Annotated in this window: 22 protein-coding genes and 1 other annotated feature; all 22 genes read right to left on the bottom strand. The window is 40.3% G+C overall.

Annotation, left to right across the window (positions count from 1 at the left end):
• Positions 1-537: 537 nt before the first annotated feature.
• The 22 genes from HRJ06_RS05730 to yqfC all read right to left on the bottom strand — a co-directional run bounded on the left by HRJ06_RS05730 (position 538) and on the right by yqfC (position 22,279).
• The gene (locus HRJ06_RS05730; RefSeq protein ID WP_174730216.1) at positions 538-1,653 is read right to left on the bottom strand and encodes a Nif3-like dinuclear metal center hexameric protein; all 1,116 of its coding nucleotides are present in this window, start codon (positions 1,651-1,653) and stop codon (positions 538-540) included.
• Positions 1,650-2,360: a tRNA (adenine(22)-N(1))-methyltransferase gene (locus tag HRJ06_RS05725; protein WP_174730213.1), complete on the bottom strand. Its 711-nt coding sequence runs from the start codon at positions 2,358-2,360 to the stop codon at positions 1,650-1,652. Before HRJ06_RS05725 ends, HRJ06_RS05730 begins: the two co-directional genes overlap by 4 nt.
• An 83-nt stretch (positions 2,361-2,443) precedes the next feature.
• Complete coding sequence (cccA, locus tag HRJ06_RS05720; protein ID WP_174730209.1) at positions 2,444-2,809, bottom strand: cytochrome c550; 366 nt, start codon at positions 2,807-2,809, stop codon at positions 2,444-2,446.
• 181 nt (positions 2,810-2,990) lie between these two features.
• On the bottom strand, positions 2,991-4,130 hold the full coding sequence (locus tag HRJ06_RS05715; RefSeq protein WP_174730206.1) for an acyl-CoA dehydrogenase family protein: 1,140 nt from the start codon (positions 4,128-4,130) through the stop codon (positions 2,991-2,993).
• 95 nt (positions 4,131-4,225) lie between these two features.
• Positions 4,226-4,756 (bottom strand): hypothetical protein, encoded by a 531-nt coding sequence (locus HRJ06_RS05710; protein WP_174730202.1) that lies wholly within the window; start codon positions 4,754-4,756, stop codon positions 4,226-4,228.
• Positions 4,757-4,877: 121 nt separating this feature from the next.
• A complete protein-coding gene (rpoD, locus tag HRJ06_RS05705; RefSeq protein WP_174730199.1) occupies positions 4,878-6,005 on the bottom strand; it encodes an RNA polymerase sigma factor RpoD in 1,128 nt (375 codons plus the stop codon).
• 45 nt (positions 6,006-6,050) lie between these two features.
• A complete protein-coding gene (gene dnaG, locus HRJ06_RS05700; RefSeq protein WP_174730196.1) occupies positions 6,051-7,856 on the bottom strand; it encodes a DNA primase in 1,806 nt (601 codons plus the stop codon).
• 42 nt (positions 7,857-7,898) lie between these two features.
• Positions 7,899-8,387, bottom strand: a complete 489-nt coding sequence (locus HRJ06_RS05695; protein WP_338421055.1) for a YaiI/YqxD family protein — start codon at positions 8,385-8,387, stop codon at positions 7,899-7,901.
• Positions 8,388-8,671: 284 nt separating this feature from the next.
• Positions 8,672-9,490 carry a pyruvate, water dikinase regulatory protein gene (locus HRJ06_RS05690; RefSeq protein WP_174730194.1) on the bottom strand — a complete coding sequence of 273 codons (819 nt, stop codon included), beginning with the start codon at positions 9,488-9,490 and terminating at the stop codon, positions 8,672-8,674.
• Positions 9,491-9,508: 18 nt separating this feature from the next.
• A complete protein-coding gene (gene ccpN / locus HRJ06_RS05685; protein ID WP_174730191.1) occupies positions 9,509-10,150 on the bottom strand; it encodes a transcriptional regulator CcpN in 642 nt (213 codons plus the stop codon).
• Between the two features lie 170 nt (positions 10,151-10,320).
• Positions 10,321-12,393, bottom strand: a complete 2,073-nt coding sequence (gene glyS / locus HRJ06_RS05680) for a glycine--tRNA ligase subunit beta (protein ID WP_174730188.1) — start codon at positions 12,391-12,393, stop codon at positions 10,321-10,323.
• Complete coding sequence (gene glyQ, locus HRJ06_RS05675; protein WP_174730185.1) at positions 12,386-13,276, bottom strand: glycine--tRNA ligase subunit alpha; 891 nt, start codon at positions 13,274-13,276, stop codon at positions 12,386-12,388. Before glyQ ends, glyS begins: the two co-directional genes overlap by 8 nt.
• Before the next feature lie 436 nt (positions 13,277-13,712).
• Positions 13,713-13,882 (bottom strand) — a binding site (T-box leader).
• A 55-nt stretch (positions 13,883-13,937) separates the two neighbouring features.
• Positions 13,938-14,681, bottom strand: a complete 744-nt coding sequence (gene recO / locus HRJ06_RS05670) for a DNA repair protein RecO (RefSeq protein WP_174730182.1) — start codon at positions 14,679-14,681, stop codon at positions 13,938-13,940.
• A gap of 30 nt (positions 14,682-14,711) precedes the next feature.
• Complete coding sequence (locus tag HRJ06_RS05665; protein WP_174730179.1) at positions 14,712-14,855, bottom strand: YqzL family protein; 144 nt, start codon at positions 14,853-14,855, stop codon at positions 14,712-14,714.
• Between the two features lie 239 nt (positions 14,856-15,094).
• On the bottom strand, positions 15,095-16,006 hold the full coding sequence (gene era, locus HRJ06_RS05660) for a GTPase Era (RefSeq protein WP_174730176.1): 912 nt from the start codon (positions 16,004-16,006) through the stop codon (positions 15,095-15,097).
• Positions 15,996-16,397, bottom strand: a complete 402-nt coding sequence (locus HRJ06_RS05655) for a cytidine deaminase (protein WP_174730173.1) — start codon at positions 16,395-16,397, stop codon at positions 15,996-15,998. The genes era and HRJ06_RS05655 overlap by 11 nt, the downstream gene beginning before the upstream one ends.
• A 216-nt stretch (positions 16,398-16,613) precedes the next feature.
• The gene (locus HRJ06_RS05650; protein ID WP_174730170.1) at positions 16,614-17,012 is read right to left on the bottom strand and encodes a diacylglycerol kinase family protein; all 399 of its coding nucleotides are present in this window, start codon (positions 17,010-17,012) and stop codon (positions 16,614-16,616) included.
• Positions 16,990-17,460 carry an rRNA maturation RNase YbeY gene (gene ybeY, locus HRJ06_RS05645; protein WP_174730167.1) on the bottom strand — a complete coding sequence of 157 codons (471 nt, stop codon included), beginning with the start codon at positions 17,458-17,460 and terminating at the stop codon, positions 16,990-16,992. Before ybeY ends, HRJ06_RS05650 begins: the two co-directional genes overlap by 23 nt.
• Positions 17,457-19,631: an HD family phosphohydrolase gene (locus HRJ06_RS05640; protein ID WP_174730165.1), complete on the bottom strand. Its 2,175-nt coding sequence runs from the start codon at positions 19,629-19,631 to the stop codon at positions 17,457-17,459. The genes ybeY and HRJ06_RS05640 overlap by 4 nt, the downstream gene beginning before the upstream one ends.
• Before the next feature lie 195 nt (positions 19,632-19,826).
• Positions 19,827-20,789, bottom strand: a complete 963-nt coding sequence (locus tag HRJ06_RS05635) for a PhoH family protein (RefSeq protein ID WP_174730162.1) — start codon at positions 20,787-20,789, stop codon at positions 19,827-19,829.
• A complete protein-coding gene (gene yqfD / locus HRJ06_RS05630) occupies positions 20,786-21,979 on the bottom strand; it encodes a sporulation protein YqfD (protein ID WP_174730160.1) in 1,194 nt (397 codons plus the stop codon). Before yqfD ends, HRJ06_RS05635 begins: the two co-directional genes overlap by 4 nt.
• Before the next feature lie 15 nt (positions 21,980-21,994).
• A complete protein-coding gene (yqfC, locus tag HRJ06_RS05625; RefSeq protein ID WP_174730157.1) occupies positions 21,995-22,279 on the bottom strand; it encodes a sporulation protein YqfC in 285 nt (94 codons plus the stop codon).
• Between the last annotated feature and the right edge of the window lie 6 nt (positions 22,280-22,285).

Here is a 22,285-nt window from a genome sequence, read left to right as displayed (position 1 = left end):
AAGTTCTTTTATCTGAAAATCGGTATATAAATTCTTCCCCATGATACTCCTCCGTCCCCTCAATAATTCTATTGAAACACAAAAAACCCCGTATAAGGGACACTTTTTTATCAGTGTCCGTTATACGGGGTATAGCTCAAAGGTATAAACTTTTGGGCACCCTCTTAATTTTTTTGGAAAGCTTGTAAAAATGGTCCGTTTTTTTCCGTTCCAGGCGCTTCGCTTTCCGCGGGGCTGGCGCTGAGCCTCCTCGCCGCCGTTGGCGTCTGCGGGGTCTCATCTGTCCAGCTGATCCCGCAGGACATTGATTGGGCATCCTCGAATTTGCCCACGCACGAAGGAAATGCGATAGCACAAGGAAGGCATCCGTGAATTTACATCACACGAAATTATGCGATAGCATAATGAGGAATTTCGAGGAGTCTTCGCGCCTTCCTCCAATCAACTTAGGTTTCTAAATTTATTTTTTATCGCAAAATAAAAATAAAAACAAGAAAAAATGTGTACCATAGGCCCAAAATCAACAACCACGTTCCTTTAAATAAATTGGAATGGATCTGTATTTAACTCTGATGGAAATACTTCCACATCATAATGTTTATCCTTGCACATTGAGCCTAAAACCTGGGCAACACCCTTTTTCATGATCTTTTCAACATTGTGTCCTGGATCAACCATATTCAGGCCTAGCATCATCGCATCATGAGCAGTATGGTAATAGATATCGCCTGTGACGTATACGTCTGCCCCTTGAAAAGCCGCTTGAGAAAAATACTTATTTCCATCTCCCCCCAGCACAGCAACCTTTCTGATTTTAGTATTTATGTCTCCAACAACTCTAACTCTTTCAACCTCAAGTGTTTTTTTGATATGATCACAAAAATCTTTTAGGGACATCTCTTCAATATAACCGATCTTTCCCAAACCAAGCTCTTCTCCTGAGTTCTCTAATTTGTACAAATCATAAGCTGCTTCTTCATATGGATGTGCTTTTATCATTGCATTGATAACCTGTCTTTCAATACTGGCAGGATAAATCGTTTCAATTTTCGTCTCTTTAACTGTTTCAAGGCTTCCCTGTTTCCCGATATGGGGATTGGTGCCTTCACCTGGAAGAAACCGACCTGCCCCTTCGCTTGAGAAAGAACAATGGCTGTAGTCCCCTATCGAGCCTGCCCCTGCCTTTCCAAGCGCCTCCCTGACTTCTGCTGCATTTTCTTCAGGAACAAAAACAACCAATTTTTTTAAGGTTTCCTTGTAAGTCGGTACAAGAACCTGTTGGTTTTTTAATCCAATTGCATCTGCAAGAAGGTCATTTACTCCGCCTTTAGCAACGTCTAAATTCGTATGAGCTGCGTAAACAGCAATATCATGTTTGATCAATTTCTTAATGATCTGCCCGGAAGGTGAAGCTGTGTCGATTTTTTTCAATGGACGGAAAATGGGAGGATGATGGGCGATAATTAACTGAGCTCCCTTTTCAATTGCCTCATCAACAACTTCTTCTACCACATCTAGAGCAATCATTACTTTTTGAACGGGTCCATTCAGCGCCCCAATTTGAAGTCCTATTTTATCTCCCTCCACTGCTAATGCTTTTGGAGAAAACGTTTCAAATAGCTGGATTACTTGGTGGCCATTTACTGATTTCACTTTCCTAAAACCTCCTTTGCCATGCTGATCTTTTTAATGAGTTCCTCTTTTTTCAATAAAGTACTCTCACTTTCTTCAGCTTCATCAAGCTTGCTAAGAATTCTTTGCCAGTTTTTTAATTCTGATTCCCACTTCTTTAGAAAGGCTGTATTCTTTTGCTTTAATAAATATGGCCCAAACAATATCTCTTTCTCCGGGTTCTCCTGATATGGGCTGGCGGGATCGCCTTTTATTGCAGACAGTATTTCATATATTTTACCGTCTTCCTCTAAAATTTCTTCTTGGACCAACTCCCAGCCATTTTCCAAAAGCCAGTTACGGACAGCAAACGCGCCAACATTGGGCTGTAAAATGAGCTTCTGTACAGAAACTAACTTTTCTTTTCCAGCTTCTAATATTTGTGAAATGAGAGTGCCTCCCATTCCGGCAATTGTAATTGTCTCAACTTCACCTGGTTGAATGACCTCTAAGCCATTACCTTTTCTGACTTGAATTTTATCGGTCAGCCCTTCAGTTTTTACCTGTTTTAAGGCAGATAGAAACGGCCCTTCGGCTACTTCTCCTGCAATTGCAAAAGGCACTGTCCCTTTTTTTACCGTATAGCAAGGCAAATAGGCATGATCCGAACCAATATCTGCAATTTTCGAACCATAGGGGATTAAACTGGCCACCATCGCCAGACGTTTTGATAATTTATCTGTATTCATTTAGTCACCTCTTATTGAACTCCTCTAAGTATAAGAAAAGTCCTTTGCATATGCAAAGGACTTACTGATATTTCTAACTATCTTTATTTAAGACCAGCAAGCCATTCAGCCATAAGATCTTCCTTGCCTGGAACTAATCCTCCTGGCATGCCTGTTCCTTGACCATTAACCAGAATTTCCTTTAGCTCTTCCTGAGACAATCTGCTTCCTACATCGTCCAGTTTAGGCCCGAAACCACCTTCATACTGGTTCCCGTGGCAGCTTGCACACGTTTGCTGATAAATTTCTTCAGGATTATCAGACGCCACTTCTTCAGTTGCTTCTGTTCCGCCTTCTTCCTGCTCAGCGATTTCTTTAGCATCACCCAAGCCTTTGAAAGACAGCAAGAACATAAGTCCTATTCCGAATACCATAATAAGCACAAATGGAATGATCGGATTACGATTCATACTAAACCCTCCTTTTATGTAAGAACATTATTCCTAAGAATATTTTACAATCCATTATCATTTTACTTGAAAAATGTTTTTAGGAAAAGCAAAATAGCAAAATTTATCACACTTGTTCATAAATCCGACAAAAAAACTTCATCAAAGATGAAGTTTTTGGTGGTATTTATCTATTTTAGACCTAACATCCTATTTGCCTTGCGATAACCATTCTCTGTATTTCGGAAGTGCCTTCCCCTATTTCAAGCAGCTTTCCATCCCTCATATACCGTTCAACATGGAATTCTTTCATGTATCCGTAGCCCCCATGAATCTGAACAGCTTGGTTAGTTACTCTGTTACAAACTTCCGAGGCATACAGCTTACACATAGATGCCTCCTTCGTGAATACTCTGCCTTGGTCTTTGAGCCATGCGGCTTTAAACACCATAGTTCGGGCAAGTTCTATTTCCATAGCCATGTCCGCTAGTTTAAATTGAATAGCTTGAAACTTCGATAAAGACTGCCCAAATTGCTTTCTTCCTTGAGCATATTGAAGGGCTTTCTCATAGGCGGCCTGTGCAATGCCGACAGCCATGGCACCGATTCCAATTCTTCCCCCATCAAGGGTTATTAAAAATTGCTTAAAGCCATCTCCCCTTTTTCCGAGCAGATGATCTTTAGAAACTCTTACATCCTCTAGGACTAGCTCGGTCGTATTGGATGCATTAAGGCCCATTTTTTCATATTTATCAATGACAGTAAATCCTTTTTGATCTGTTGGAACTATGATCGCACTGATTTCTTTTTTTTCATTCTTTTCTCCGGTTATAGCAGTAACAGCTAAATGTTTGGCATAACTAGCATTCGTAATAAAACACTTGCTTCCGTTTATTACAAATTCTTCGTCGGCTTCTGATGCGGTAGTTTTAGTGCCCCCAGCATCAGAGCCTGCATCAGGTTCAGTGAGTCCAAATGCCCCAAGAGACTCTCCTGTACAAATTGGCGTAAGATACTCTTGCTTTTGTTTACTAGTTCCAAACAAGTTTAGCGGGGCCCCTCCAAGTGATATGTGCGCAGAGTAGGTAATACCCGTTGATGCACAAGCACGGCTAAGTTCTTCTGTCACTATAGCAAAAGAAACGGTATCCGCTCCTGCACCTCCGTATTCTTCAGGAAAAGGCAGACCCATCATCCCCATTTTGCCTAACTGCTTAAAGATCCCCACTGGAAAAGTTTTGGCAAGATCTCTCTCAAGGGCTCCAGGAGCTACTTCTTCATCGGCAAACTCTTTAATTGTTCGGCGAATCATCTCCTGTTCTGCGGTTAAGTCAAAATTCATAAATATCCCCCTCATGCATTGAATGCGCTTCCAATACTATTATAAGTGGGTTTTTGGAGTTTTCTCAAGATTAAAAAAATTTAATTATTTTATTGCTATATAAATATATAAATAATCAAAAGTCCTAATCCAACAAGACCAGAAAGCAGAAAAGAAATAAACGCATATTTTTTCCCTATAAAAATCCATATCAAACAGTTACTAACTAGTGCCGCGTACAGTATGGCCTGATTTCCGCTATATAAACGGGACACAGCTTCCGAAGATAATATAAGAAATATAAATGCAGCTGAAGCGAGTGGGATTTGGGGAGAAAAACCTTTTTTAAAAAAGTAAAAAATGGCCGTAATACTGCTTAAAAGCAATAAAAGTCCCAACGCCATTTGCAAAATAAGAGACAATTCAGTAAAATAAATGAAAAAAACACTTACCAACATAATCGTAATTAAAATAACGCTGGAAACGTAAAGTCCTATTTTGTTTCTCTTGGTTTCAACTAAAGCAGACTGTCCTTCACCTCCTGAATATAAGGCCAAAAGAAAATCACAGTATCGCTCAGGCAACAGCTTACTTTTTCTCCACTGCATTATTTCATTTATAATAATTTCTTGCCGTTGGGGATCCATCTCTTCACCTCTTAACTGGAAAATTCGAACAAAAAAGGAATAATCTACTCTAATGTAAAAAGTAAATTATTCCCTGGCACTCTAATGTAAAAAGTAAATTATTCCCTGGCAATGGTTAATTCTATTCTAGGAAATCTTTTAAACGTTTGCTGCGGCTTGGATGTCTTAGCTTCCGAAGAGCTTTTGCTTCGATCTGTCTAATTCGTTCACGGGTAACGCCAAAGACCTTACCTACTTCTTCTAACGTTCTGGTACGCCCATCATCGAGCCCGAAACGAAGACGAAGGACATTCTCTTCCCGGTCCGTTAATGTGTCCAGAACGTCCTCCAGCTGCTCTTTGAGAAGTTCGTATGCAGCATGCTCGGAAGGAGAGGTTGCGTCTTGGTCTTCGATAAAGTCACCTAAATGGGAGTCATCTTCCTCACCAATAGGGGTTTCAAGGGACACAGGTTCCTGAGCAATTTTTAAAATTTCTCTAACCTTTTCTGGTGTTAAGTCCATATCTTCGGCGATTTCTTCCGGCGTTGGTTCCCTGCCAAGGTCCTGCAGCAGCTGCCTTTGAACCCGAATCAATTTATTAATTGTTTCTACCATGTGAACCGGTATCCGGATCGTCCTGGCCTGGTCAGCGATAGCCCTTGTGATTGCCTGACGGATCCACCAGGTTGCATAAGTACTGAATTTATAGCCTTTTCGGTAATCAAATTTTTCAACAGCCTTGATTAAGCCCATGTTTCCTTCCTGGATTAAATCAAGAAACAACATGCCACGGCCAACGTATCTCTTGGCAATACTTACAACAAGACGCAGGTTTGCTTCAGCCAGGCGCCTTTTCGCCTCTTCATCACCATCTTCTATGCGTTTGGCAAGATTGATTTCTTCTTCAGCAGAAAGAAGATCGACTCGCCCGATTTCTTTCAAATACATTCGTACTGGATCATTGATTTTCACACCAGGAGGAACACTTAAATCGTTTAGATCGAATTCTTCCTCACCGGTTTTAGCAAGCTGCTGGATATTAGGATCAGCTTCGTCGTTATCACCAACTAGCTCAACTCCCTGATCACCAAGGAACTCGTAAAATTCATCCATTTGGTCTGAATCAAGTTCAAAACTTGCGAGCCTCTCGGCAATATCATCATAAGCTAGGACACCGGTTTTTTTCCCCAGTTCGGTTAACTGGTCTTTTGCTTGTTCCAGGGTCACTTCTACATCAACCTCTTTAGAACGGGCCGACTTTTCAGCCATATGTCCCCCTCCTTCCAAAAATCACAACAATTTTTCATAGTGAATCTATAATGATTTACGCATTTGAATTATTTCCGTTGCTATTGCAGCAGCTCGTGCAAAGTCTTTTTGGCGCTCCGCATCCCTTTCTTCTGCTTCTTTTTCTTTTATCTTTAACATCTTTTGATAATTCAACACCTGTTTGATATAATCGATCAATTCTTGATCGCTTATTTCCTCATTGATGGACATCATTTCGATTTCTGCCACAATCCTTTTTAGCTTATTATCGTTTAGGTAATTTAAGAACCCGCTAAGATCAGGAGCATGACCTTCTTCATAAAAACCAATTAAATAGGTTATGATTGCTTGATGTTCATCAATGTTAAAGGTGTTTCCCTGAAGTTTATCCTGAACCCTGTATGCAAGCTCGCTATTTTTTAGCATATGAGCTATCAGACATCTTTCAGCTGTATGATACGCAGGCCTAAGCTGCCCGGTAGGCCTGGCTGCAGGAGCCTTTTTCTTAAGAGCACTTTGACCCTTTTGGTGTTTTTTTCCTTCTGCGGCAGACATTTCATCCTGCTGCTGTTTTAAAGCATCTAAGGAAAGTGAAAACTCCGAAGCAAGCTGCCGTAGATAATGATCCTTTTCTACAGCCTTTTCAAGCCGGCTAATCTCTCTTAGTACTTCTTCGATATAAAGGAGTCTATCTCCTTCATTCTGCAGGTTTTTTCCCCTGCGATAATATAAAAACTTAAATGTCATTAACGTAGCGCTTGCCCCTATTACATCATTTTTGAATTTTTCTTCTCCATATTTTTTGATGTAGTCATCAGGATCATAACCATCTGGCATAAGGGCTACTCTCAAATTCAAGCCTGCTTCAGCCAGCATTTTTGCTGCACGGTAAGCCGCCTCTATCCCTGCATTATCTGAGTCGAAACAGATTGTTACGGATTGAACATTTCTTCGGAGGAGAGCAATATGTTCTTCTGTCAAAGATGTTCCCATGGTGGCAATACTATTTATTACTCCAGATTTGTCTGCAGCGATTACATCAGCAAATCCTTCAAAAAGAACAGCTTGCTGAAGTTTTCTTAAACTAGGTCTTGCAAGATGAAAATTATATAAAATTTTACTTTTATTGAAGATTGCTGTTTCAGGGCTGTTCAAATATTTGGGCTCATCGTCCCCTAGTGCTCTGCCAGAAAAAGCAATCGTATTGCCATGTGAATCAAGAAGCGGGAACATAATTCGTTCTCTGAACCTGTCAAAATAAGTACCGTCATCGCGCTTGATAATTAGCCCTGATCTTTCAACCAGTTCCGGAGAATATCCTCTCTTTATCAAAAATTTATAGACAAAATCCCATGAGTTTAAAGAATATCCTATTTGGAACTTTTCAATTGACTCTATAGTAAATCCACGCTTAATTAAGTATTCCAAAGCATGCTGGCCATCTTTTGTGTTTACCAGTAAATGATGGTAGAATTTACGTAACAGCTCGTGAGCTTCTATCATCTGCTGAGAGTCCCGTGAAGCTGGCTTGGCCTTATTTTCGGTAAGAGTCTCCGCCGGTAATTCAATGTTGGTTCTTGCTGCAAGTTTCACAGCCGCTTCGATAAATGTTAGCCCTTCTTTATCCATAAGGAAGGAGAATACGTTCCCACCCGCACCGCACCCAAAACAATGGTAAATTTGTTTATCTGGTGCTACAGAAAAGGACGGGGTGTTTTCACCGTGAAATGGGCACAGGCCAAAATAGTTGCGACCTTGCTTATTGAGTTGGACATAGTCGCTTATTATGTCAACAATATCTGCAGCCTCGCGTATTTCATTCAATTTTTCTTCAGCAATACGTTCCCCCATAAGCACAACTCCAATATCATTTCTCAAGAATTCGTCGTATACTTATGGATTTCCTGCAAATTTCGACAAAATTTTTGTCAAATTTGTTACAAATCTTTGTCTATCCTCCTGAGTAAAGGCCTTAGGCCCTTTCCCATACATTCCCTGGCGCCTTGCTTTCGCTGATAAATACCTTATATCAAGCGCAGTCTGAATATCGGCTTCTTCAAATAAAATTCCCCTTGGCGAGAGGACATAAACCCCTTTAGCCAGAAGTGTTGAAGCGAGCCCAATATCCTGGGTTACAGCAACATCTCCCCGATGTGCTGCATTCATAATATATAGGTCGGCTGCTTCCTTGCCAGTATCGACAAAAATCCATTTTTCCCTGCCCGTATCATTTTTTACATGAGCATAAGAAGCAACAAATACAGGTTCCATTGAGTACTTTGAGGTTAGTTCAACAATTTCATCCTTTACAGGGCAGGAATCTGCATCGACAAAAACTGTCGGATTTTCTAATTTACTTGTAGTTATTCTACACCACTCCACATATTCCTTCTTCTAGATGGTAAAAATGAAAAAAGGAATTCATGTCGATTTTTTTTACAGCTTCCTCCTTGACATCTGACAATAAATAGTTTATTCCTTCTAGCTCAAGTCTAAACCTAAACTAATACATTTTTATCACAATTTTTTATTATAGTATATAAAATGTAATATTTCCATTATTTTAACCACAAAATAACACTTTATTTTCAGATTAACCTTATCAGTATAATTTCTTTCTAATAACTAAAACCACAGTACGGATACTGTGGCTGTTTTTAGCATAGTTACAAATTTTTGAGTTTGTTTTGTTTAAGATTCACGATCACGTTAGCAGTTTCTTCAACAGCTTTGTTTGTTACATCAATAACAGGACAGCCTATCTTCGAAACGATCGTGTCAAAGAACTCTATCTCTTCCTTAATTCTTTCAATGTTTGCATAAATAGCTTTATCATTTAACCCTAAAGATATCAAACGCTCTCTGCGGATTTGGTTCAGCTTGTCCGGTGTAATTCTCAACCCAAAACATTTTTCTTTTGGCACCAGAAATAATTCTTCCGGAGGATCTACTTCGGGAACTATGGGGACATTGGCAACCTTATAGCGTTTATGCGCAAGGTATTGTGACAAAGGTGTTTTAGAAGTCCGTGAAACTCCAACAAGAACTATATCTGCCTTTAAAATCCCACGGGGGTCCCGGCCATCATCATACTTTACAGCAAACTCAATCGCTTCTACCTTCTTGAAATAATCTTCATCAAGCTTTCTAACCAGACCAGGTTCATAAAGAGGGGTCTGCCCGCATAGTTCACCAACCTGTGCCATTAGCGGTCCAATTATATCACAAGCATATAAACCCTCACGTGCAGCAGCCTCTCTCATGTACTTGCTCATATCAGGCTTTACGAGTGTATAGGCAATCATCCCGCTGTCAAGCTTCGCAAGTGAGATAACCTCTTCAATATTCTCAATCTCCTCAACGTAAGGAAATCTTTTTAATATCACATCTACATTAGTAAATTGACTTACCGCAGCCTTTGTTACCAGCTCCGCTGTTTCACCAACAGAATCTGACACGACGTATATTATCGGTTTTTTACCCATCAGTAAACACCAGCTCCTTTATGGTCCATTTTCATTACTCGCCAACTCGACAAACGCTTTGGTAATATTAGTTTTTGTTAATCGGCCTACTACCTCTAACCCCTCGGTTGTTTCTCTGATAATCGGGACTGCGTCAATTTGTTTTTCAATTAGCTTCAAACCAACATCCACTAGCAGATCATCTTTCTCGCACACAGTTATATTAGGCATTCTTGTCATAATAATATTCACCGGCAGGGTTGTCAGTTCTTGTTTGCCTATACTGGCCCTCAATAGATCTTTTCTTGAAAGAACTCCTACAAGATGAGAGGCTCTATCTACTACAAACAAAGTGCCTACATCTTCAAGAAACATCGTACAAATGGCATCATACACTGAGACATTTTCATGGACAACAACAGGAATCGATTGATAATCCTTTACTTGGATCTTTAACAAATTTTCCGAAAGCAGCTGTGTTCCTGATTTACCTGTATAAAAATATCCGACCCTAGGCCTTGCATCAAGAAACCCCGCCATTGTTAAGATGGCTAGATCAGGTCTCAATGTAGCTCTAGTCAAGTTTAATCTCTCTGCAATCTGTTCTCCTGTAATAGGGCCATTATCTTTAACGATTTGCACAATTGTTTCCTGGCGTTTATTAAGTTCTATTTGATTCACCGCCTAACTGAGGTTTAATACGTCCTGCCTTATATAAATAATTATATACTACTTGCAGTGGAACAGTCATGGAGGAATTGTGACGGCTACTTTCAATTCAAAAATATATATGGATACTAAAAGGGCCCGTCATATGACAGGCGCCTTTTTAGAAGCCGTTCAAGCTATAATCATTTTACGATTATTGCATTAACTTTGGCAAACCCTTCGATAATTGCTGCAAGTTTGGCCATTTGGCTAAGACGGTTGGTTCGGAGTTCTCGGTCTTCAGCCATAACCATGGTATGCTCAAAATAATTGCTGATAAAAGATTCAAGTGAAATTAATTCCTCGAAATACGTCTTAGCAGGAATTGTTCCTTGGACTTTAGCTGCAGAAGCTAAATATTTGTTATATAACTGCCTTTCATATTCGTTTTCAAATAAGTCTGGGTTTATTTCTCCAGGAGTCTCAGCTTTCCCTGCAATGTTTGCAACACGGCTGAGAGCTTCAATACTGCTCTTAAACCCTTCTTTACGTTTATAAGCCTCCAGAATGTTAGACCTTTTAATTAGCTCAGGAACAGCCCCTATAGGACCTCCTAGCACAGCCTCTATGATATCATGGCTTGTCCCTTGTTCCTGAAGGTAGTGTTTGATTCTTAATTTGAAAAAGCTAATTAGATCCGATTTAATTTCTAGAGTATCCCGTTTGGCAATACCAGCTCCACCTATAAGACTAACAGCAAGATCTACTGTTTCTTCAAAATTAATGTTCCATGCTTTCTTAAGTAATATCTGGATAATTCCACTGGCCTGCCTTCTTAGGGCATAAGGATCCTGGGAACCTGTTGGAGTGCTGCCTATCGAGAAAAAGCTAACAATCGTGTCAAGCTTATCTGCGATCGCCAACGATGCCCCTGCGTCGCTTTCCGGAGTAGCATCCTCTGCATTTCTTGGCATATAGTGCTCGTTAATTGCTTGTGCAACAAGGGATGATTCGCCTTTTTGCAAAGCATATTTTTGCCCCATAAACCCCTGAAGTTCCGGAAATTCATACACCATTTGCGTAACTAGATCAAACTTGCTGATTTCTGCTGCCCTATCAGCTGCTTTTTGTGATTCTTGATTTAACTGCAGCATACCAGTAAGCTGATTGGTTAAGTTTCTAACCCTGCTTATTTTCTCTGAGAGGGTTCCAATTTCTTCATGATAAACAATAGAGTTAAGCTTAACCAATGCTTTTTCGATAGGCATTTTCTGATCTTCTTTGTAAAAGAAAGCAGCATCGGCAAGCCTAGCTCTTAAAACCTTTTCGTTGCCTTTTGCGACCGTTTCTAAATGGTTATGATCACCGTTTCGTACAGTTACGAAATATGGCAGTAACGTACCTTCCTTTGATTTAACAGGGAAATACCGCTGATGCTCCTTCATTGAAGTAATCAGGACTTCTTCAGGTATTTCAAGAAACTCCTCCTCAAATCGGCCATACAATGCAGTCGGGTATTCAACTAGGTTCGTAACTTCCTCTAACAGTTCCGCTTCTACCGTTATAACCCAGTCCATTTCTTCTTCAAGCTTTTCAATCTGCGATAAAATTGCTTGTTTACGCCTCTCAGAATCAGCTAAGACGTACTGCGACAAAAGTTGTGACTCATAATCATCAGGGTTTGTTAATTCAATTTTCCCTCCGAGAAATCGATGTCCATATGTAACAGTTCCAGAAGACACACCAGTAATCGAAATAGGAATAATTTCTTGGCCAAACATAGCAACAAGCCATTTAATAGGCCTAATATATCTTAGCTCTTCATTCGCCCATCGCATATTTTTAGGGAAATTCAACCCTGTAATAATACTTTCTAGCTCGGGTAATAAATCAGCGGTCCTCTGCCCCTTAATGTATTTTTTTACATGAGCATATTCGACACCCTTTATTTCCTTAAAATAAATATCTTCTGGTGCCATACCTTGTCCGCGGCTAAAACCAATTGCCGCTTTAGACCAATCACCTGTTTCTGTAACAGCAATTTTTCTTGCCGGCCCTTTTGCCTCCTCGAAACTGTCCTCTTGCTGTTCATCCATTTCCCGTACATGGACTCCAAGGCGGCGCGGTGTTGAAAATAGGTTTACTTCCGAATAGTTGATTCCATGACTTTCTAGCCATGCTTCAATCTTTTGTGCAAGCTGATCAACAGAAGATGTTACGTATCTTGCAGGCATTTCCTCGAGGCCAACTTCGAGCAGCATATCTCGCTTACTCATGATTAAGCTCCTCCTTTTGCTTTAAAATAGGGAAACCAAGCTTTTCCCTCTCCTCGTAAAAAGTTTTAGCGATCTTTCTGGCCAGATTGCGGCACCTCGCTATATAACCTGTTCTTTCTGTTACGGAGATAGCTCCGCGTGCATCGAGAATATTGAATGTGTGTGAACACTTAAGAACATAATCATAGGCAGGATGTACGAGTCCCTCTTCCATCTGCCTGTGAGCCTCTTTTTCATAAATAGAAAATAGGTTAAAGAGCATATCCGGATCGGAAGTTTCAAAAGTGTATTTAGAATGCTCATATTCAGGCTGGCCAAAAATATCTCTTACGGTAAAACCATCGGTCCATTCCAAGTCAAACACGTTTTCTTTGTCTTGGATGTACGAAGCCAGACGCTCAATACCGTATGTTATTTCAACAGAAACTGGCTTACATTCCAATCCTCCTACCTGTTGGAAGTATGTAAACTGAGTGATCTCCATCCCATCCAGCCAAACTTCCCAGCCAAGGCCCGCGCATCCAAGTGAGGGGTTTTCCCAATTATCCTCAACAAACCGAATATCATGCTCAAGCGGATTAATCCCAAGTGCAGTTAGCGAATTAAGATAAAGTTCCTGAATGTTATCTGGTGAAGGCTTCATAATAACTTGGAATTGATGATGCTGATAAAGTCGGTTTGGGTTTTCTCCGTAACGACCATCTGCTGGTCGCCTTGATGGTTCAACATACGCTACATTCCAAGGCTCAGGACCTATCGCTCTAAGAAATGTATACGGGCTCATTGTTCCTGCCCCTTTTTCGACATCGTACGCTTGCATAAGTATACAGCCCTGCTCTGACCAGTGTTGCTGCAGGGTTAGTATCATGTTTTGAATGTTCATTACTTTACACCTCCATTTAATATAAGAAAAGAGAACTTGGAGCCTCGGCAAGCATTGCCCTTTAAAAACGTGGCAATTGTGCCAACACCGCGATAAGCCATCAGACTGCGGCAGGCAAGAAGCTAACATCCATTCCGCTTAGACTGATGGACGTCTAAAGCAGACGGCAAGAGCGCTTCCTAAATACATAAAAATAATAATCAAGAACAAGAAGAAAAGCGCAAGCGTCCGTTAAGCAACGTAACGACTTTAGGACACCAACTGAGAAAAATGAAATACGAGAGCGGGAGCGGTTCGATGTAGACTTATCATAGAGGGTGGCAGAGTACACTAGTAGCTGGGCTCTGGAGCTGGACGCAGACACCTATACGATTATCCACAACCCTACTTTTATAGTTTCCTTAACAACAAAAAACTCCCGTCTCTATGCACTTGGCATAGGGACGAGAGTTACCCGCGGTTCCACCCTAATTGCTGCCGGAGCAGCCACTTTAAAATAACCGTTGCTCAGGAATGCCTTTCCTTAACTATCAGTATCCGGCTTTCACCAACCCGGACTCGCTTGAAAAGAGGGAGTTAAGTACTTCTTTCCTTCATGGCAACCTATTTAATTTAAATGAATCTTATCTGAAAGAAAAACCTTTGTCAAGCTATTAAAGGGTTAACGTAACTGGTCGATTTGGTTAAGAAACTTTTTGGTTTTTAAATGAAGCCCTGAATATTCATCATAGTAAGCAGAGATTACCTTTTTTAGTTCAGCTTTGGTTTCAGGCTTTACCGATATATCCCCCAGCCTGGATAAATCTAAAAGGTAAAAGAGCCGCAGCAGCCTTGCCGTTCCGGGCAAAAGTTTTAAGTGGTAAGGATCTTGGGAAAGACAGCGATGGCAAAGCAGTCCCCCTTCCCTAATAGAAAATGAAAATTGACCCTCTGTGTTTCCGCAATTCGCACATCTATCCAAAATCGGGTACAGTCCAAGCCCATTCAACATCTTCATTTCATAAATATTAGTTAGGATTTCCTGGTCATATCCCTCATTTATAAATTGGAGTGTCTGCAGAAGAAGTTCAAATAAAAAAGGATTGCTCTTCTTATCTTCTGTACTTTTATCAGTAAGCTCCACAATGTAACTGGCATAGGCAGTAAGAAAGATATCCTCACGAATCGCGCGCATGGACGAAGCCATTTCTCCCTGTTGAAGCCCTCCCAAACCACTTCCGGTTTGCACTAAGAAATGGCCATATGTAAAAATTTGAGTAATGGCGGCAAGCCTGCTATTCGTCTTCTTAGCTCCGCGCGCCATTACTCCTATCTTTCCCCACTCACGTGTATATAAAGTTACGATTTTATTTGTTTCTCCATAATCTGTTGTTCTTATGACGATGCCTTCACATTTTTGAAGCATCAGCAGTCACCATCCATTTAAGAGACAAACCTATGAGATGGGAAAGTCCAGTTGTGCTAGTTCTTCCTCCTGATTTCCGGGTATTTCTTGATTTTCCTTCTCCAACTCTTTAAAGAGAAGATAAGTGTCAATATTACCTGTTTGCGAAAAGACCTTCCAGGTAAAATCAATCATTCGAAAACCCCACCTTTCAATTATTCACTAGCATGTTTTAATCCCTAAACCTGTAACATTTATCATAGCCTGTCATTGTGGTTTTCATGTTACGAAAAAATTGTTAATCTCTATCATGCATAAAGTGTAACAACCGCTAATATTCTAGTTAGGGTAGTTTTTAAAAATAGTTACTTCCCAATTCAATCACATAATTAAAGACCAGTATTCCTTAACCAGCTTTTTAATATAAAATATTTTTAGTATTCATCATCACGGAAACCGAAATCACGAAGCTGTGTGGCTTTGTTTCTCCAGTCTTTTTGAACCTTAACCCATAGTTCAAGAAACACTTTGGATCCCATAAGATTTTCAATGTCTAGCCGTGCTCGTTTGCCGATTTCCTTCAGGAGCTTTCCCTGCTTGCCAATCACAATTCCTTTTTGTGAATCGCGTTCAACCATAATGGTCGCCATGACATGAATCATATCCTTATCTTTTTTCCGCTCGATCTTTTCAATAACCACTGCAAGGGAATGAGGAATTTCTTCATGTGTCAAATGCAGCGCCTTTTCTCTGATCAATTCTGAAATAATAAATCTTTCAGGGTGATCTGTTACCTGGTCTGCTGGATAGTATTGAGGACCTTCAGGCAAATAGCTCTTTATCTGATCCAACAGTGTGTCGACATTATTGCCTTCAAGGGCAGATATCGGAATAATTTCTTTAAAATCATATCTTTCTTTGTAGGAATCAATAAACTTAAACAGTTGATCTGGATGAATAAGATCAATTTTATTTATAACCAGAAAGATAGGTGTATTGACTGATTCGAACTTTTCGAGAATGAATTCTTCGCCGCGACCAAATCCTTCATCAGCATTTACCATGAATAAAATCAGGTCGACTTCCTTCAAGGTCCGCTGAGCTACCTTCATCATGAAATCGCCCAGCTTGTGCTTTGGTTTATGAATACCTGGTGTATCAATGAAAATGATCTGTGAGTCTTCAGCAGTGAGTACGCCCTGTACTTTATTCCTTGTTGTCTGCGGCTTATCACTCATAATAGCGATCTTTTGGCCGATGACCCGATTTAGAAATGTTGATTTACCGACGTTAGGCCTTCCAATGATGGAGACAAAACCTGATTTAAATTTATTGTTAGTTTGCATGCAAGTCCTCCGGTGAAAATGCGCCTGGCAGTAATTCTTCAACTGTTAATTCGTGTATATCACCTTTGAGGTTTGTTAGTACAACTTTCATATCCTTAGGGCAGAGTTCTGAAATTACTTGGCGACAAGCACCGCAAGGAGGTACAGGACGATCAGTGTCCGCAACAACAGTCAAGCTTTTAAAGTTCTTGACTCCATCCGAGTATGCTTTAAAAATGGCTGTTCTTTCTGCACAATTGCACATGCTATAGGCAGCATTTTCAATGTTACACCCGTGGTAAATAGTTCCGTCATCTGTGAGCAGGGCAGCTCCAACCTTAAACTTTGAGTAAGGTACATAAGCTCTGTCCCTTGCAATCTTTGCTTCTTCAATTAATTTTTCGGTATTCATAGTTAAACTCCCTTTCATCTATTTTACCTTATTTTGACTTTAAATTCATCGATTTCAGTAAAAAAGTTTAAATTTTCAAAAAACATTTTCACAGTGATAATAATACTGTTCTGTTATTTTAACTGAAAACGGAAGACGTTTTCAATGTACGGCGATAAAACAGCAAATATAATAGGAAAAAGCTGCCCGCAATCGGACAACTTTTCGAATAACAGATTAGCTTCTAAACAGCTCTGCAGCCTTCGGAACGAAAATCAACAGGCCGATCAATACACTAATAATCGAAAAAACCAATACGCTGCCAGCTGCAAGATCCTTAGCCTGTTTAGCCAAAGGATGATATTCTTCTGTAACTAAATCGACCACTTTCTCTAATGCAGTATTCAATAGTTCAAGAGAAACCATAACACCAATTATTAGAAGGACGACAAACCATTCTGTAATTGACAGCTTAAGCACAGCTCCTGCACACAAAACAGCTGCTGAAATCAATAAATGGATTTGCAAGTTTCTCTCACTCTTGACAGCATATCTTATCCCCTGCCATGCAAAACGAAAAGAGGCACTTAGATGCTGCTTTTTCCGTGGTCTGTTAGCGTTCCAATCCGAATTCATCTAGAATTTCCCTCTGTCTGCTAAACATTTGTTTTTCATCAGCTTCTGTTTCATGATCATAACCTAAGAGATGCAATAGTCCATGTACAGCCAAGAAACCAAGCTCTCTTGCGAATGAGTGCTGATATTCTTCTGCCTGTTCTAGTGCCTTTTCGGCCGAAATGATGATATCACCTAAAACCCTGGGTTGATCCACGCCAATAATTTCGGTTTCCCCTTCCCCCATTTCCTCCATTGCAAAGGATATAACATCAGTAGGACTATTTTTGCCTCGATATTGGCGATTAATCTCTTGAATTTCCACATTAGAAGTAATGGTTACAGAAACCTCTGTGTTTTCCTCTATTCCTTCTTTTTCAGCAGCAAACTGGAGCAGATTTTTCACTTCTGCTATCTCAGCCTCCTGAAGTTTTTTCTGATCGTCAATAAAATCAATTACTAAGTTCATGCCTGCTTCACCTTCTGTTTTGTCGTTGATTCCGGGTATTCAATCCTTGAGTGAAAAATTCCTTTAAGTGTTTCACAAAGCGTAAATGCAACTGTTTCCAGTTCCCTCAGAGTAATATCGCAATCGGATAGCTGACCATCCTGCAGTCGGTCAGCAATAATGTTGCGGACAAGGCTTTCAATTTGTTCTGTTGTAGGACGGGCCATCGATCTAACAGCAGCCTCGACACTATCAGCGATACCAATAACAGCCGATTCTTTTGTCTTTGCTTTAGGACCAGGATAACGGAAGTCTTTCTCCGTTATTTCAAGTCCACTCTGTTTTGCTTTGTGTAAAAAGAACTTTAACAAGGTAGTACCATGATGCTGTTCCGCTATATCTATTATTTCCCGGGGCATTCGATGCTTTCTAAGCATTTCAGCTCCATCTGTAGCATGAGCGATAATAATATTTTTACTCGTTTGAGGCGGCAGCCGATCATGAGGGTTTTCAATATTCATTTGATTTTCAATAAAAAATTGAGGCCTTTTCGTTTTTCCGATATCGTGATAATAACAGCCTACTCTAGCCAGTAATCCATTAGCTCCTATTGCTTCACATGCAGATTCTGCCAAATTTGCTACCATTACACTGTGATGATAAGTGCCTGGGGCCTCGGTTAAAATTTTTCTTAGCAAAGGATGATTAGGGTTCGAAAGCTCAATTAATTTCATAGTGGAGAGGATACCAAACCCGGCTTCAAAAAATGGAAGCAATCCAATCGCCAATACAGCAGCAGAAATCCCAGAAACAAGGGCAGCAACTAAATGGAAGCCATATTCCAGTCCTGAGTAGTGACCGTTTCGAAGGAATAAAAGAGCTGTAATCACAAGCAAGTTAACACCAGAAACAAATAACCCCGCTTGCAGGATTTTTGTCCGTTGGCTTTGTTTGCTGAGAAATAATACAGCAGCTATGCCGCTAATCAGCATATAGATTCCGACGGTCATATTCAGGGTTCCCGTTACACCCTCATTGAAAATGATCGTGCCGCAAATAGCCAATATAATTATTTGAAATATGGCCAGGCGCTCGCCAATTAATATCTTGATCAGCATGGCACCGAGGGCTGCTGGGAAAATGTATCCAATTTCAGAGTACTCAAGCTCCTGAAAAAAACTTAAGATTTTCATTAAAGCAATTGACAGTATTATAATTGAACTAAAAATCAGCAAATAGTTTTGCTTTGTTTCATTCTGAAACTCTGATTCATGAAAAATAAAATACATTCCACTTAAAATAATTAAGATCAGCAACGCAAGCCCAATAAATGGCTGAATTGATTTATCACTGTCAAGAAGGCCTACTAATTCAAGCTGTTTATAGATATCCCGATTTATGAGCTGGCCTTCTTCTGCAAGTATCTGCCCTTCGAGAATCCTTACAGGCTCAACATCGTCTATTGCTTGCTGCCGCACTTCTTCTGTGCCAGCCGGGTCATAAAATTCGTTTTGAATAACTGCAAAACGGCCAAGGGAAATAACAGCGTTTTTAAGAGCCGTCCCAAGACTTGTAAAACGAAGTTCTTCCTCTACACGCTTCTTTGCGTTCTCAACATCATCAGCAGATATACGCTGGTTCATTACATTATTTATAGCTGTTACTGTCAGGTCTTTTGCGATCGCAAGCTCGCTAGGCTGAGCCTCTATAAGTACTAAAAGGTTTTGGTCTGAAATATCCTTTGTAACTTTTTCTGTTAATCTGGTTTTAAGCATGGAGAGTTTCTCATCTTTAGAAACCGTATCTTCGTTCTGGCCAGCCGCTCCGGTTTCAGCCTGTTCATTTGTTTGCTGAGCAGCTTCTTCATTAACTTCCGAGACAGAATCAAAAATGGACGTCATTAGATCGACTTGGTTTTGTGTATATTCCTTCTTTAAAATATAAACATCTTTTACTGAGTCAAGTGCTTCTCTTCGTTTTTTCTCTGTACTTTCTCTGTCCTCAACCGTGATCGGTGACCGTATCGTCTTCTCTGCGACAGAAAACAAACTTAAATTAAGCTTTTCAGGCTTAACATTGGTATACATAGCTCCATATAAACAAACTCCAACGATTAGAAACAGCAAGATCTTAAAAAATGTATTATTTAATAAATTCCTTATCTTTATTAACTGCTGTTGAAGCTTTTCCATTATATGTCCTCCTATCTTGCGTTAAACCGCTCGATAAGTGTTAAATTTTAAAATCTCCCGATTATGTAACATAATAACAGTTTTCACTCCAACTTTCACCTTCAAAACAAAGAAGATAACATTTATTAACATTTATCATACTTTTTGAAGAACCGCGTTAAGAACCCGTCCGCTGAAAAACGGACGGGTTCTTTTTTAAGACTCTTTTTTGCTATAAGCTTCAATAATCCGGCCTACGAGAGGATGACGAACTACATCTGACTGTTCGAGATAAATAAATGACGCTCCTTTTACATCCTGCAATATATCTTCTGCAGCAATAAGACCTGAGCGGGCTCCTTTCGGTAAGTCTACCTGAGACTTGTCACCAGTAATGACCATTTTTGACCCAAACCCAAGCCTGGTTAAGAACATCTTCATTTGAGCCTGCGTTGTGTTTTGTGCTTCATCCAGTATAACAAACGCATCATCCAATGTTCTTCCGCGCATATAGGCAAGCGGAGCAATCTCAATAGTACCGCGTTCGATCAGACGCTCGGTATGCTCGGTTCCGAAAATATCATGCAGCGCATCATAAAGCGGGCGAAGATAGGGATCGACTTTCTCCTTGAGATCTCCTGGCAGAAAGCCGAGGCTTTCTCCCGCCTCAACTGCTGGCCTTGTTAAAATAATTTTCTTGACACTGCCGTTTTTCAGAGCACTGACGGCCATTACAACGGCAAGGTAGGTTTTCCCCGTTCCTGCTGGACCTATGCCAAAGACTAAATCATTTTGTTTAACTGCAGAAATATAGTGGCGCTGGCCAAGTGTTTTCACTCGAATCGCTTTGCCTTTGGCATTCTTCGTAATCTCTTCATCATAAAGATCGTGAAAATACTCTAATGTGCCTTTTTGAGCCATTTGGACGGCATACATCACGTCCCTTTGGCTAATGGTGATCCCTTTCCGGATAACAGATAATAGCGCCTCTATGACAGATCGAGCCAATGGAATCTGTTCCTCTGGGCCAGTGATGATGATTGATTCACCACGGGTAATCACGGATACACTTAATTCCGTTTCGATCATCTTTAGATGTGCATCTGAATTTCCAATTAGAGCAACTGCTTCGTTAGGATCTTCAATTTTTAATTCTGTTGTTTTTAAGTCATTTGTCATTCTTCGTCTCCTTGGATAATTGGTTGTCCTTCAGCAATGTTTTCGATTATTTCAAAATGAGTGATTAAGTTTACTTTATCATTCTCGATGGATTGGTGTAAAACTTTTTCCCCTTTAATTATAGCATCTTCATGCAGGCTGCTTTTTATATCTATTCTTGCCATTTCTTTTGCTTTCTTGATTGCTTCATCGGTTGAGTAGATCCTGGTCACCTTCTCTCTCTCCCTAAATGTAGAGTCTACGAAGGCAATAGGAAGCTCCCAAACTAAAAAGCGGAGCGCTGTTTCATTGGTTTCTTTCTCAAATTCCTTATACTCATTTTTGCCAAATCCCCAGACAGGAATCGAAAATCCACCAATTTTAACGTAATATTTCTTTTTCTCGTTTCCGTTAAACACTTGAAATGAGCTTGTCAGTGGAAGTTCTACAACGGTTTTATACCAGGTTTTCCCCAGGACCTCTCCTTGGGCAGGTACCGTTTCTTCTCCATCATCCTTTGGTATGATTCCAGAAACTAGCAGTTGGCCTGGTTTGACGTGGTCATTCACATTAACGACTGGTTCACCCTTTTCAATAAACATATCGACAATTATTGCTTTTTTAGCAGCAACTAGATGGCGTGGACTATAATATTCCACCTTCTCAGGCTCATTTTTTTCAACTACTTGAAAATGATAGGTTGTCCCCTTTAACTCAACCCCTACCCATGTCAGAGCCTGAATCGCATTTGTAAGCTCTCTTTGAACAGCTTCAGGACTTCCAATGAAAAACTGCAGTTTCCCCTTCTTCACACCCATATCATCCAGGTGCTTTCTAATTTGATATTCAGTCGCAGGGCTAGCTCCTTTTATCTCAATTCCCCAAACCATATTGGATAAAAACATTAAAACAGCTAAAAATAGGGCACCTCCAGTAAAAAAACCACTGTTTGTCCGTAAACGCCTTATTAAGAAAGGCCCCCCGACTTTCTCGAGAAACCTGACTTTACACCCACTAGTCCTAACGGCAGCCCTCAATTTGTTTACATCTTTGTATTTCATATAAAACGTAATTGCCTCTGTACCTTGTCTTTTAACATTCCAAACCTTAACCCCGTCACGCATAAGTCTGTTAATGAGCCTTTCAACACCCCTGCCAGACACTTTAACTTTTATAACCCCAGAATAATATTCTATCCATTGGCTCTTCATTTTTCTCCCCCTGAACTAGTCGTTAATGTAGATAACCTGGTCTACCTTCCCCTCAAGCAGGATTTCTTCAGGTAAGACGGTTTTAATAACAAAGGCCTGGCCTTTCACGAGAAGCTGGCCCTGCTTTAACAGGAGCCTTACCTCACTGTCTGAGAAAGCTAGCAGACCTTGATGATTCTCAATATATATGTGAATTTGCCCAATCATTGTTATTCGGGGGAGATCCATCATGACATCGTGTGGAAGATCCATTTTGTGGGTCATCCAGTTCCGAACAAGCTGGCTCCAATTTTTCGCCATAAAAAA

This window comes from Mesobacillus harenae, from assembly GCF_013343715.1.
GTDB classification, from domain to species: domain Bacteria; phylum Bacillota; class Bacilli; order Bacillales; family Cytobacillaceae; genus Mesobacillus_A; species Mesobacillus_A harenae.
This window is presented reverse-complemented; position numbering and strand designations above follow the sequence as displayed.

Bases quoted from the DNA above. Each gene is read 5' to 3' on its own strand.
- HRJ06_RS05725 (WP_174730213.1), bottom strand. From the start codon at position 2,360: ATGAATACAGATAAATTATCAAAACGTCTGGCGATGGTGGCCAGTTTA.
- cccA (WP_174730209.1), bottom strand. From the start codon at position 2,809: ATGAATCGTAATCCGATCATTCCATTTGTGCTTATTATGGTATTCGGA.
- HRJ06_RS05715 (WP_174730206.1), bottom strand. From the start codon at position 4,130: ATGAATTTTGACTTAACCGCAGAACAGGAGATGATTCGCCGAACAATT.
- HRJ06_RS05710 (WP_174730202.1), bottom strand. From the start codon at position 4,756: ATGGATCCCCAACGGCAAGAAATTATTATAAATGAAATAATGCAGTGG.
- rpoD (WP_174730199.1), bottom strand. From the start codon at position 6,005: ATGGCTGAAAAGTCGGCCCGTTCTAAAGAGGTTGATGTAGAAGTGACC.
- dnaG (WP_174730196.1), bottom strand. From the start codon at position 7,856: ATGGGGGAACGTATTGCTGAAGAAAAATTGAATGAAATACGCGAGGCT.
- HRJ06_RS05690 (WP_174730194.1), bottom strand. From the start codon at position 9,490: ATGGGTAAAAAACCGATAATATACGTCGTGTCAGATTCTGTTGGTGAA.
- glyS (WP_174730188.1), bottom strand. From the start codon at position 12,393: ATGAGTAAGCGAGATATGCTGCTCGAAGTTGGCCTCGAGGAAATGCCT.
- glyQ (WP_174730185.1), bottom strand. From the start codon at position 13,276: ATGAACATTCAAAACATGATACTAACCCTGCAGCAACACTGGTCAGAG.
- recO (WP_174730182.1), bottom strand. From the start codon at position 14,681: ATGCTTCAAAAATGTGAAGGCATCGTCATAAGAACAACAGATTATGGA.
- HRJ06_RS05665 (WP_174730179.1), bottom strand. From the start codon at position 14,855: ATGATTGATTTTACCTGGAAGGTCTTTTCGCAAACAGGTAATATTGAC.
- era (WP_174730176.1), bottom strand. From the start codon at position 16,006: ATGCAAACTAACAATAAATTTAAATCAGGTTTTGTCTCCATCATTGGA.
- HRJ06_RS05655 (WP_174730173.1), bottom strand. From the start codon at position 16,397: ATGAATACCGAAAAATTAATTGAAGAAGCAAAGATTGCAAGGGACAGA.
- HRJ06_RS05650 (WP_174730170.1), bottom strand. From the start codon at position 17,012: ATGAATTCGGATTGGAACGCTAACAGACCACGGAAAAAGCAGCATCTA.
- ybeY (WP_174730167.1), bottom strand. From the start codon at position 17,460: ATGAACTTAGTAATTGATTTTATTGACGATCAGAAAAAACTTCAGGAG.
- HRJ06_RS05640 (WP_174730165.1), bottom strand. From the start codon at position 19,631: ATGGAAAAGCTTCAACAGCAGTTAATAAAGATAAGGAATTTATTAAAT.
- HRJ06_RS05635 (WP_174730162.1), bottom strand. From the start codon at position 20,789: ATGACAAATGACTTAAAAACAACAGAATTAAAAATTGAAGATCCTAAC.
- yqfD (WP_174730160.1), bottom strand. From the start codon at position 21,979: ATGAAGAGCCAATGGATAGAATATTATTCTGGGGTTATAAAAGTTAAA.
- yqfC (WP_174730157.1), bottom strand. From the start codon at position 22,279: ATGGCGAAAAATTGGAGCCAGCTTGTTCGGAACTGGATGACCCACAAA.